The sequence below is a fragment of the Clostridium pacaense genome, assembly GCF_020709765.2.
GTDB classification, from domain to species: domain Bacteria; phylum Bacillota; class Clostridia; order Lachnospirales; family Lachnospiraceae; genus Enterocloster; species Enterocloster hominis.
The window spans coordinates 16,264-28,521 of the sequence record NZ_JAJFEB020000018.1; the positions used below are offsets into that span (position 1 = coordinate 16,264).

12 protein-coding genes and 1 pseudogene are annotated in these 12,258 nt (G+C 50.3%); 11 read left to right on the top strand and 2 right to left on the bottom strand.

All coding sequences use genetic code 11. The features are described from left to right. Window positions 1–105 precede the first annotated feature (105 nt). The 11 genes and pseudogenes from LK536_RS51740 to LK536_RS51790 all read left to right on the top strand — a co-directional run bounded on the left by LK536_RS51740 (window position 106) and on the right by LK536_RS51790 (window position 10,239). Window positions 106–1,137 carry a nucleotidyltransferase domain-containing protein gene (locus LK536_RS51740; protein ID WP_331472263.1) on the top strand — a complete coding sequence of 344 codons (1,032 nt, stop codon included), beginning with the start codon at window positions 106–108 and terminating at the stop codon, window positions 1,135–1,137. Continuing rightward, window positions 1,137–1,907, top strand: a complete 771-nt coding sequence (locus LK536_RS51745) for a nucleotidyltransferase domain-containing protein (protein WP_227796809.1) — start codon at window positions 1,137–1,139, stop codon at window positions 1,905–1,907. Before LK536_RS51740 ends, LK536_RS51745 begins: the two co-directional genes overlap by 1 nt. 131 nt (window positions 1,908–2,038) lie before the next feature. Then, window positions 2,039–3,055: an aromatic acid exporter family protein gene (locus LK536_RS51750; RefSeq protein WP_506092218.1), complete on the top strand. Its 1,017-nt coding sequence runs from the start codon at window positions 2,039–2,041 to the stop codon at window positions 3,053–3,055. A gap of 32 nt (window positions 3,056–3,087) precedes the next feature. Continuing rightward, window positions 3,088–3,552 carry a DUF3788 family protein gene (locus tag LK536_RS51755; protein WP_506092219.1) on the top strand — a complete coding sequence of 155 codons (465 nt, stop codon included), beginning with the start codon at window positions 3,088–3,090 and terminating at the stop codon, window positions 3,550–3,552. A 381-nt stretch (window positions 3,553–3,933) separates the two neighbouring features. Continuing rightward, window positions 3,934–4,923, top strand: a complete 990-nt coding sequence (locus tag LK536_RS51760; protein WP_227796812.1) for a LacI family DNA-binding transcriptional regulator — start codon at window positions 3,934–3,936, stop codon at window positions 4,921–4,923. Window positions 4,924–5,006: 83 nt separating this feature from the next. Then, window positions 5,007–5,234, top strand: a complete 228-nt coding sequence (locus LK536_RS51765) for a hypothetical protein (protein ID WP_227796813.1) — start codon at window positions 5,007–5,009, stop codon at window positions 5,232–5,234. Window positions 5,235–5,658: 424 nt separating this feature from the next. After that, window positions 5,659–6,132, top strand: a pseudogene (locus tag LK536_RS51770) (NanQ anomerase/TabA/YiaL family protein). Window positions 6,133–6,306: 174 nt separating this feature from the next. After that, window positions 6,307–7,311: a 3-dehydro-L-gulonate 2-dehydrogenase gene (gene yiaK / locus LK536_RS51775; RefSeq protein ID WP_008720201.1), complete on the top strand. Its 1,005-nt coding sequence runs from the start codon at window positions 6,307–6,309 to the stop codon at window positions 7,309–7,311. 63 nt (window positions 7,312–7,374) lie between these two features. Further along, complete coding sequence (locus tag LK536_RS51780) at window positions 7,375–8,427, top strand: TRAP transporter substrate-binding protein (RefSeq protein ID WP_008720198.1); 1,053 nt, start codon at window positions 7,375–7,377, stop codon at window positions 8,425–8,427. A 42-nt stretch (window positions 8,428–8,469) separates the two neighbouring features. Then, window positions 8,470–8,949 (top strand): TRAP transporter small permease, encoded by a 480-nt coding sequence (locus LK536_RS51785; RefSeq protein ID WP_227796815.1) that lies wholly within the window; start codon window positions 8,470–8,472, stop codon window positions 8,947–8,949. A 3-nt stretch (window positions 8,950–8,952) separates the two neighbouring features. Beyond that, a complete protein-coding gene (locus LK536_RS51790; protein ID WP_227796816.1) occupies window positions 8,953–10,239 on the top strand; it encodes a TRAP transporter large permease in 1,287 nt (428 codons plus the stop codon). A 255-nt stretch (window positions 10,240–10,494) separates the two neighbouring features. Here LK536_RS51790 and LK536_RS51795 read toward each other — a convergent pair whose 3' ends face one another. Next, window positions 10,495–11,529: a threonine aldolase family protein gene (locus tag LK536_RS51795; RefSeq protein WP_227796817.1), complete on the bottom strand. Its 1,035-nt coding sequence runs from the start codon at window positions 11,527–11,529 to the stop codon at window positions 10,495–10,497. A gap of 18 nt (window positions 11,530–11,547) precedes the next feature. Beyond that, complete coding sequence (locus LK536_RS51800) at window positions 11,548–12,255, bottom strand: aspartate/glutamate racemase family protein (protein ID WP_120054942.1); 708 nt, start codon at window positions 12,253–12,255, stop codon at window positions 11,548–11,550. Window positions 12,256–12,258 lie beyond the last annotated feature (3 nt).

Below are 12,258 nucleotides of genomic sequence, written 5' to 3' on the forward strand. Positions count from 1 at the left end.
TTCTTTTTCTTTTAATACGGAAAAGGTTACGCTATAATATAGATTAGATAATATAGATGAAAATGATTCATTTTCAGGTAAACATAATACAGGGAGGACAGGCATTTGACAAGACAACCGGACTTCAGACACCTTATGACCACCCCGCGGTATGACTTCTTGAGGACCGAGCCAAGGCTGGGCAGGCGGATCATGCTTCTTGGGCTGGGCGGAAGCCATGCCTATGGGACGAATAATGAAAACAGCGATATTGACTTCAGGGGAATTACCCTTAACATGCCCTCGGACCTGATTGGTCTGACGGAGTTTGAGCAGTATGAGGACAGCGGTACGGATACGGTTATCTATTCATTTAACAAAATGGTGAGGCTGCTGCTGGAGTGTAACCCCAATACATGCGAGATCCTGGGCCTGGACCATGACCAGTACCTGATAAAGTCAAGTCTTGGACAGGAGCTTCTGGACAACAGGAAAATGTTCCTGTCCAAGCGCGCAGCCAAGTCCTTTGGCGGATATGCGGGCGCCCAGCTGCGGCGTCTGCAGAACGCAATTGCCAGGGACTCCATGCCGCAGACAGAGAGGGAACGCCATATCTTCAACTCGGTGACAAATGCATTGGAGGATTTTGAACGGCGGTATGCTGATTTTGACAAAGGCAGTATCCGTCTCTATATTGATAAGGCGGAGAATCCGCTGCTGGAGACAGAGATATTTGTGGATGCCCATTACAGGCATATGCCCCTTCGGGATTATGAGAATATGTGGTCCATCATGCACAGCGTTGTAAAGGATTATGATAAGATTGGAAAACGGAACAAAAAGAAGGATGATAACCATCTGAACAAACATGCCATGCATCTTATCCGGCTGTTCATGACGGCAGTGGATATCCTGGAAAAAGGGGAAATCCGGACAAACAGGAGGTCTGACCTTGATCTGCTGCTCAGGATACGGTCCGGAGGATTTCAGAAGGAGGACGGGACCTTTGGCAGCGATTTCTATGACATGCTAAAGGACTACGAGGAGCGGCTTCTACAGGCAACGAAGAATACAATCCTTCCAGATAATCCGGATATGGAAAAGGTGGAGGCATTTGTGGAATATGTGAACAGGAAGGCCATAGAGGGGGATTACTGATGATGGGAATCATAGATGAGATCCAGATGAAGCTGAAGGAGATTGAAAAGCAGGAGCATGTGACAATACTCCATGCAGTGGAGTCCGGGAGCCGGGCATGGGGATTTGCTTCACCGGACAGTGATTACGATGTCCGGTTCATATACGTAAGGGCCAGGGAGGATTATCTGCGCCTGGATGAGCCGAGGGACGTGATAGAGTGGCAGATGGATGAGGTGCTGGACATCAATGGGTGGGACCTTAAAAAAACGCTGAAGCATTTCCACAGGGGAAACGCCACCCTGTTTGAGTGGGGGAATTCGCCCGTGGTATATAAGACAACAGACATCTGGAACAGGATTCATGATGCCGCTGCCCCATGCTTTTCGGTAAAGGCGGCGGTCCATCATTACTGCGGCACGGCCGGGAACACCTGTGACCAGTTCCTTCAGGAGAATCAGGTCAGATACAAAAAATATTTTTATGCGCTGCGGCCATTGCTGGCCGGGCGTTATATACTGGAGAAGGGCTGTCCGCCCCCGGTACTGTTTGATGACCTGATGAAGATGGAAATGCCGGGGGATTTACGGGCAGGCATTGAGGAACTTCTGGAGATAAAAAAGAGAAGCGGCGAAAGTGAAAAGGGACAGAGTATTCCGGTTATACAGGATTTCATTGAACAGGAGCTAAAACGGCAGAAGGCCGCCGCATCCGTCCTTGCCGATGACAGGATGAACGGCTGGGAAGAGCTGAACCATGTTTTTCTGGAAGTTCTGGAAATGCTGGATTGATGCTGCCATAATCTGAAAAATGTTGTAAATACAACGTTTTCGTTGTGGGCATGATTTCCAAATAAAGGGAATTACAATGTCTGAAAATTGGAACCTGAAAGGATTTATCGATGAACCGTGGTTTGAATGGATTGAAAATCATAAAAATTGCAGGGGGAAGCCTTTTGTCGATGGTGGCGGCGGAATGGCTGGGGCTGAATTACGCTGCATCGGCGGCAGTGATTACCCTTTTAAGCATACATGACACGAAGCGGGAGACAATCCGTGTGATGGCAAAGCGCATGGCGGCCTTCCTTGTGGCGCTGCTGCTGGCCCCGGTATGTTTTTACTTCCTGGGATACCGCCCCATTGCAGTCGGCGCATTTCTTCTGGTTTTTACCCCGGTATGCACATTGCTGAATGTGCAGGAGGGAATATCGGTAAGCACGGTTCTTATGACCCATTTCCTGACCGAAGGCTCGGTGTCGGCAGGCAATATTTTGAATGAGGTATTGCTTTTGCTGGTTGGAACCGGGGTGGGAGTGGCAATGAACCTCTATATGCCCGGAAAAACCGGGGTGATACGGCAGAAGCAGCACCGGATTGAGTCACAGTTCCGGTGTATCCTGGCTCAGATGGGCGATATGCTGAATGGGGATGGACAGTGCGGCGGCAATATGCGCAAACTCCGGGACTCCGGGGATGAAACAGTATTTTCCAATCTGGAGGAAATGCTGAGACAGGGGGAAGAGGATGCGTATAAGGAGATGGAAAACAGGCTGCTGGCAGAGACGAAATACTATCTGGCCTATATGGGGCTGCGGAAAAACCAGCTGTTAATCCTGCGCAGGATCCGGTCGCACCTGGAATGGTCCGATTCATTTCCGGGTCAGGCGCGGTATCTGGCCAGGCTTTTTATGTCGGTCAGCAGTTCCTTCCACGAATATAATAATGCCCGCGGGCTGCTTAAAGAACTGGAGGATGTAAAGCGGCAGATGAGGCTTCAGCCCCTTCCTGCGACCAGGGAGGAATTCGAGTCCAGGGCGGTTCTGTTCCAGGTCATGTTGGAACTGGAACAGTTCCTGGTATTAAAACGGGAGTTTGTGGACGGGCTTACCCAGCATGATATACGCAGTTTCTGGCAGGACGGTGACAATGAAAACACATAATAATGACACACTGATGTCATCTTTGCTCTGATATGATTGGTAAAACAGATGAAAGTGAGGAATTGGATATGGTTTGGCATGAAACTTACCCGGCCCATTGCCAGCCGGATATGAAGCAGATTGGGGAATTTGTCAATAGCCCGTATTGGGAGCAGCTGTGCAGTTATCTGCAAAAGACATACGTCACTTCGCCCAGCATTGAATACAGCGGATGTTCCATGCAGACAGGCTGGAATGTGAAGTATAAGAAGGGGTCCAGGGCCATCTGCACTCTTTATCCGGATCATGGATATTTTATCTGCATGGTTTCCATTGGCGCTAAGGAGGCGGCTGAGGCGGAATTAGTACTGAAGGGATGCTCGCCGTACCTACAGGAACTGTATGCAGGTACGGCTCCTTTTAATGGGGGAAGATGGCTCATGATAGAGGTAAAGGATAAGGAGACGCTGGAGGATGTGAAGGAAATGATTGGGGTGCGGATGAAAAAGAAGAAATAGAAGATATGGCAGAAATGGGGAAATAGCCCCGGAATGATTGGGGAGCAATGGATACGCGGGCAGGGATGCATCCAAGGAAAAAACTGGAAGACTGGTCTGCCAAGGATGAGGAGAAGGTCTTTCATGCAATCAGGGACGTGATGGCAGACATGACAGAACAGTGCGGACACGAAGGAGACGTATCTGGGCGGGACTGTTTACTATTGTCCTTTGTGCCAGCCATCGGAGGCCGGAAAGTGAGGGACACGCCCTCATTGGCGTTAAAACCGGCAGGAAACCCATTCCCAACTTTACACTTGCAGGAAAAAGGCCCCCGTGCTACAATGTTTTTAGTATAAAATCGATTGCAAAATAATGTTACATGGGAAGGGGCAGGGAAATATGACTATATATGATATAGCCAGGATAGCCGGGGTTTCTGCCAGCACGGTTTCCCGGGTTGTGAACAATAAGCCGGGAATCAAGGAGGAAACCAGGAAGCAGATACTGGCTTTGCTGGAACAGTACGATTACAGCCCCAACGAGACTGCAAGGGGACTTGTGAACAAGGCCAGCCGGATGATAGGGATACTGATTGCGGATATCCGGTATGCGCATCATGTGGATATCGCATATTATATCGAGGAAGAGATGGGTAAGCATGGATATTGCAGCCTGATCCTCAATACAGGACTTACGGATGACAAGAAAGTGGATGCGGTGAAGGTTCTGGAGCAGAGGCGTGTGGACGGGGTCATACTGGTGGGCTCCACCTTTCAGTGTGAGGCGGTGAAACGGGCATTGGAAAGCGGTCTTTCAAAGGTTCCGGTGGTGATTACCAACGGTTATCTGGACCTTCCCAATGTAAAGGGGGTATTGGTGGACGAGAGGGAAGGCGTGGAGCACTGCGTGGAAATGCTCACCGCCAAAGGCCATGAAAAGCTGGCATTTGTCCTGCCTAACCACACCCCAAGCAACCTCTCCAAACAGCAGGGATTCATACAGGGGATGGAAAAAAAAGGCTGGAAAAGGGAAGGACTGTGGCTTTATGAATGTCCCACTACCCTTGAGGACGGGTATGCCATGATGGAACGGATCCTGGAGGAACACCCGGATGTGGAGGGGGTTATCTTCGGGGAGGATTTGTCAGCGGTCAGCGCAATCCGTGTCCTGCACGACAGGAAGGTACAGGTGCCTGGGCAGGTAGCGGTGATGGGCGTGGATAACTCCAAGTATTGTGATATCTGCTATCCAAAGCTTACCTCCCTTAATAACCGCCTGTTGGAAATGAGCCTGGAAGCAGCCAGGATTCTTCTCGACAGTCTGGAGGGAAGGGAAAATCCTGATAAAATCATGTTGTTTTCGCGTATTGTGGAGCGGGAAAGCACTTGATGGGTGGGATGTACGCGGATGCATGTGGATGTATGCATATGTGCGCGTATGTACGTAGGAAATACGGGAGATGCGGACGTTAGATGGGGACGCAGAGGCAGATGGAAGACACGGATGGAGGACGGAGCCGCAGAGGCAGATGGAAGACGCGGACGGAGGACGGAGCCGCAGAGGCAGATGGAAGACGCGGATGGAGGACAAAGCCGCAGAGGCAGATGGAAGACGCGGATGGAGGACAGAGCCGCAGAGGCAGATGGGAGCCGCGGACGGAGGACAAATCCGCAGTGGTAGATGGGAGCCGCGAAGGATGATAGCGGCGATATCATTAGCGGTTCAGGAAATGATGGTAATAGGACAGGAGTGTACGTGTTGACGCGTGGCTCCTGTTTTTTGTGGTCAAATATCTGGTATTGGATTATGGGGGAATGGGGGAATGCGATGGGGGAAATGCGATGGGGGATGAGCGGTGAGGTAAATAAATATATATAAATCAGAGTATTAGATAAATGCATGCAATAAATATATCGATTGCGGTACTTCTGCAAAATAAAATACCTTAAAATACTGAAAAATAATCGAAAAAGTAATATTGCACAAAATTAGTCAATAAAATACGTAAAATAAGACAATAAAAAGGCACTTGAAATCAATAAACGCTTATGATATTATTAAAACAGAAATAGCAATCGATTGCAAAAATAAGAAGCCAATTTAATGAAAAAGAAAGAGGTACATATGATTTTAGGACATATTGATGCAGTGGAATGTGGAGCATGTAACCTGGAACAGATACAAAAGGCCATTGCATACTGCAGGAATACGGACGCATCCTTGATGAAGGATGGGAGGTATCCGCTGGAGAGTAAGGATTTCATGGTATCGATAAATGAACGCAGGACCGGAAAAAAGGAGGAGAGGATGCCGGAGGTCCATAAGGAATGTGCAGAACTGCATTATATGGTTTCCGGCCGGTAATACATCGGATATTATCCGGATTTTGGCGATAACCAGGTGCGTATGGATTGCCTGAGGGAAAAGGATGCATTATTTTACGAAGAAAATCCCGGTTCCGTGGAAGTGATGCTTCCAATGATGCCAGGTTCCTATGCCATATTTTTCCCCAATGATGTCCACCGCCCGTTCTGTCAGATGGATGAACCGGAGGATGTGAAAATGATTGTTATAAAGATACAGATGAATACCTTATGACAGGTATTTTGTCAATAGCGTTTAATCATGAACTTATAATGAACAGCAGCAGGGCATGTTGAAACACCAGGAGGCAGGCTCTTTTATTAAGAACATTTTAGCAATCGATTGCAAAATTAAAGAAAAAATTAGCAGGATGCAATCGGCCAAACATAAAACCAGGAGGATATGAAGATGAAGAGAGTTCCCTATGAGACAATGGTTAACGAATTTAAGAGGGTTCTTGTAAAGAAGGGATTTACGGAGGACCGGGCAGAGGCCGCGGCTGTGATTTTCGCACAGAACAGCCTTGCGGGTGTTTACTCCCATGGCCTGAACCGTTTCCCGAGAGTGGTGGAATATCTGGAGAAGGGGGAGATTGACCCGGATATCGTGGCTGAATGTGAACTGCAGATGGGAGCATTTGAGCGCTGGAACGGACACAGGGGGTTTGGGCCGCTGAATGCCAGGCTGGCAATGGACAGGGCCTGTGAGCTGGCGAAGGAGTATGGTATCGGGCTGGTTGCACTGGGCAACAACAACCACTGGATGAGGGGCGGGAGCTACGGCTTCCAGGCAGCGGACCAGGGATGCATCGGAATCTGCTGGTCCAACACATGCCCCAACATGCCTGCCTGGGGCGGCAAGGACCGGAAAATCGGCAACAATCCAATCATTTTCGCGGTCCCAAGAAGCAACGGACAGCATGTTGTGATTGACTGTGCTGTTTCCCAGTTCTCCTATGGCAAGATTGAGGACTGCAAGTTAAAGGGAATCCAGCTTCCGGTGCCGGGGGGATATGACACCAGGGGCAACCTGACCACGGACCCGGCTGAGATTGAAAAGACCTGGAGGGTGCTTCCCATGGGCTACTGGAAAGGAAGCGGAATCTCCATTGCGCTGGATTTAATCGCCACGGTGCTGACCAACGGCAATTCCGTGCAGCAGATTGGGACATTCGGGGATGAGGTTGGGCTGACACAGATCATGATTGCCATTGACCCGGCAAAGGCAAACAGCGTAAACCTGACCGATGGGATTGTGGACAGGATTGTTGCGGATATTAAGTCCTCTGAGCCGGCGGATGAGGGCGGGAAGGTACTTTACCCAGGCGAGCCTGAATCCCTGACCATAAAGGATAACCTGGCCAATGGTATTCCGGTCATTGAGGAGAAATGGAATCAGGTACTTGCAATGTAATACAGATGAGCGGATACCATACATCCGCTGGGTAATCAGGCATGGAGAAGGGAAGGTTTGGATATGAAAAGGAAAATAGCGTTATTGCTGGCAGCAGCCATGACCGTCATGACATTCACGGGCTGCTCATCCTCAACATCATCAGAGGATGGAAAGCCGAAGCCCGAGCTGAATATCATTGTTGCACACAATCAGACTTCGATGGAGAACCCCTACACAAAGGCCGCAATCCGTTTTAAAGAAGCCCTGGAGGAGGTGTCGGGAGGAAGGGCCACGGCAACCCTCCATCACGGCACCCTGGGTGAAAATGAATCCGAGCTGGTGGAGAAGCTGGAAATGGGGGCCGTCCACCTGACCGTGGCATCCCCCGGTTTCATGACACTTTTGGGAGTAAAGGAAATCGACATGTTTTCCCTTCTTTACCTGTTTGACAGCTTTGACCACTGGGAGGCGTGCGTGGACGGCCAGTTCGGCCAGGACATGAACCGTCTTCTGGCGGAAAAGACCGATGACCGTTTCCGCATCATGGGCTATTGGACCAGCTCGGTCAGGGATTATTATGGAAAGAAGACCGTCATAGGACCGGAAGATTTAAAGGGCATGACCATCCGTACCCAGAGCACTCCGGTTGTCCAGGAATTCTTTAAAAGCTGCGGCGCCATCCCCACCTCTGTTGCCTGGGGCGAGCTTTACCAGGCATTAAGCCAGGGCGTGGTGGATTCCGCTGAAAACGACTACACCAGTTTCCGTTTAAAGGAGCACCATAAGACAGATAACGGCAGGTACATAAGCGAGACACACCATGACTATACCACCAGGCTTTTCCTTACCACGGGCCAGTTCTACAATGCGCTGACCGAGGAGCAGAGGGGATGGTTTGACGAGGCCTGCCGCATTGCTACCGAGGAGAACCGACGGGTTACCTATGACATGTTTGAAGAATCCAAGGAAAAGGTCATAGCGGACGGGGCGCAGGTAACTGATTTCGCGGACGTGGACATTGATGCATTTAAGGCAATCGCCATCCCCATCCAGGACAGGTTTGCTGCTGAAAACCATATGGAGGATTATCTGGCAATGATCCGGGAGGAAGGGAAAAGGCTTCAGGACAGGTAGCAGAGGCCAGCCGGAAGTCCATGACAAGGAGGATGAAAAACCATGAAAAAGATGTTGGGTTATATGCAAAAGGTGCAGATTGCAGCAGGAGGGATATTCTTAAGTATATTCCTGATCAGTGTAGTGATACAGATGGGATTCCGGTATGCGGGTGTAGCGGCTATCTGGACAGAGGACGTTTCCATGTATGCGTTTATCTGGGCTGCCTTTATGGGGGCAGGGGCCATGGTCTATGAGAAGAGGCATTTTGCATTCACATCGGTCAGTGACATGATGAAGAATGAAAGGGTAAAACGGGTGATTTCCCTTGGGATTGCAGTTGTGATGCTGACATTTGCAGTGCTGATGTTCTGGTACGGCTGTAAGATCACAAAGCAGTTCTGGAATTACCGCTGGGTCAGCATACCGGATTTTAAGAGAGGGCCGACATGGCTGTGCATCCCTGTGTGCGGCGCCACATCCACCCTTTATCTGGCAGGGCAGATTGTGGATGACGTGAAATCACTGATAGGAGGTAAGTAAATCATGCAGATATTACTGGTGGTCTTATTCATAGCATTTGTGGTACTGGGAGTACCCATTTCCTTCGCCCTTGGATTTGTTTCCTTTGCCGGGATTGCCGCGCTCCCCATCATACCGAACAGTGTTGTATTCACGAAAATGTTCAACGGCCTTAACAGCTTTACCTTGCTGGCGGTGCCGCTGTTCATCCTGGCAGCCAACCTGATGAACGAAGGAGCCATATCGGACCGGCTCATCGACGTATGTTCTGCTTCAGTGGGACATGTGCGGGGCGGCCTGGCCCATGCCAACATTCTTGTGTCCATGATTTTTGCAGGCATATCCGGTTCCTCACAGGCAGATACGGCTGGTGTGGGAAAAATCCTGATTCCGGCCATGGAAAAACAGGGGTATGACAAGCAGACCGCGGTAGGCGTGACAGCAGCTTCCTCCACACTGGGTTCCATCATACCGCCCAGCATCACCATGGTGGTATTTGCAGGCATTGCCAATGTGGGTACAGGCGCCCTGTTCATGACCGGGCTGATTCCCGGAATCATGCTGGGGCTTGCCATGATGGGGGTTGTGGTATTCTATTCCAAGAAAAAGAATTTTCCCAAGGGTGAGCGCATCCCAACCCGGGAAATCCTGCGCCAGGTATGGAGTTCTTTTCCTGCCCTGATGACGCCTGTCATCCTGATCGGCGGTATTGTGACAGGATGGTTCACTCCCACGGAGTCCGCGGCAGTGGCCTGCGTCTATGCCCTGATTATCGGGATTTTCTTCTACAAGACAATTAAAATCAGACGGATTCCGGCTATCCTGGTTGAAACCATGAAGCTGTCCTCCCTGTCCCTGTTTGCCCTGGCAACAGCCAACGCACTGGGGGAACTGCTGAGTTACTATCAGCTGAATGCGGCAGTACAGGGATTTTTCGTGGGAATGCCCGGAGGAAAGCTTTTGTTCCTTGTGGTGGTGGTTTTATTCTTCATGTTTGTGGGGACTTTTATGGATGCGGTACCGGCCATGATTCTGTTTGTACCCATTATCCTGCCGTCCGCAACCGCCCTTGGTATCAGCCCCATCATCCTTGGATTGATTGTGGTGGTTACCCTGGCCCTTGGGCTGGTGACCCCGCCCTACGGCCTGTGCCTGCTTCTGGCCGGTTCCATCAGCGGAATCAGCATTGAGGATTCATTTAAGGGCGTGCTTCCTTATTTCTTATCTTCGCTGGCAGTGCTGGTGCTGATGATGGTGTTCTCGGACGTGTTTCTGGCAATACCGACGGCGCTGTTCCCCAATTTGTTTTAAGGAAATGGAGTAATGACTGTGAAATAATGACTGTAAAATAATGACTGCCGGTTAAGCGGTATGCTCTTTTGAAGGGAGCAGATGCGTTAACCGGCAGTTGTGTTTTATATAATCAGATGCGTTAATCAGCAGCGGCCTTTTATTGATTAGATGCGTTAACCGGCAGCAGCCTTTTATTAATCAGATCCGTTAACCAGAAGCAGCCTTTTATTAACCAGATTCATTAACCGCCAGCCGCCTTTTATAGGACCAGCTTCATAATGTATGGATATACTCCTGGATTAACCTAATTACCTGGTCCAGTGAGCGGCGCGGCGTATCGTGGCTTGTGACAAAGCGGTATTCGTCACCAAGTATCCCGTAAACTTTTGCACCCTTTTTATCCATGTAATCCACGAATCCATGGGAGGTGAATCCTTTGATATCTGTTTTCCAGAATACCATGTTAATCTGTATCCGGTCCATGTCCGCGTATATGCCTGGGATTTCATTTAAACGCTCTCCCAGATACTTTGCATTCTCATGGTCCTCCTTAAGCCGTTCCACCATGTCCTCAAGGGCCAGGACCCCGCAGGCGGCTATGACCCCGGCCTGGCGCATGCCGCCGCCCAGGGCTTTCCTGTTGGCCCGCGCCTTTTCTATGAAATCTTTTGTCCCGCACAGCAGTGAGCCGACAGGGGCGCACAGGCCCTTTGAGATACAGAACATGACGGAGTCCGCGCAGGCAGCAATTTCAGCGGCGTCAACCCCAAGGGCCAGGGCCGCGTTAAAAATCCTGGCGCCGTCCAGGTGGACCGGGATATGATGGTCATGGGCTGTCCCGCAGGTACGGCGGAGTACATCCATGGGTACAACGGTTCCGTTGCAGAGTGCATTTTCCACACACACCAGTCCTGTTGCGGGAAAATGGGCGTCGTGTTCCGGGCGTTTTAAGCTTATTACATCTTCCGCTGTCACGGTTCCGTCCTCGCGGTCCGTCAGCGCGTATCCCACACCGGACAGCCTGGCAGGCGAGCCGCATTCATAATGTATGATGTGGCAGTTCCTGTTGGCGATGATTTCCTGGCCTGGCGTGGTATGTGTCATGACGGCAAGCTGGTTTCCCATTGTGCCGGATACCACAAACAGCGCGGCTTCCTTGCCCATCCTCCGGGCAGCCATTGTTTCCAGCTGGTTGACGGTTGGGTCATCTCCATATACATCATCTCCCACAATGGCATCCTTCATGGCCTGCCGCATGGCCATGGTGGGCTGTGTTACCGTATCGCTCCTTAAATCAATCCAATACATGGTTCCTCCGTTTCTGGTTCAGTACCTGGGGGGATGGACGCTGTATTCCAGCAGGTTAGCAGCGGAAATGGTATCAAAGACAGGAAGCCTGAGTTCTTCTGCAAGTGCAGAGGAATAGGTTGCCAGATTGCTACATTCAAATATGACTGCCCGCAGCCCCGGCGTTTTTTCACGCAGCTTTCTCCCTGCCTCCAGTACATCCTTAAGCATTGCCTCCCTGTTGAGGTGCAGGCCGCCATCGATGACAATTTCATGGAAATGTTTCTCATCTTCCATTCCCTGTATGGAAATCTCCATATCTTCGTTCCATCCTGAATTTTTCAGATGCTGCTTACCCAATAATTTTGAGTGTCCGGTTATGATGCCGATTGCTCCATGGCGGCCGATCAGCTGCCATACCGTCGGTATCAGGCAGAGGGAAGATCCGGCAAATAATACGCCCAGTTCTTTTCCAAGGCAATCCTGATAAAGCGACATCATGCCGCAGTCCCCTATGATGGCCCGGATTCCCAGCCGGGCCAGGTTCTGTCCTGCTTTTAATATTGCAGCTTTTATCCTGTCAGAGCCGGTAATCAGATCGGCAAAACCGCCCTCCACAATCTCATACCGCACCTGGTAGGAAAATGATTCCCCGTTTCCTGCATCCCCCGGGATCCTCGGGGTTTTCGTGGAAAATACAAGGATTCCGATATGCTGGCCGTAAAAGGCCTGACCTGTCTCAATCATCCT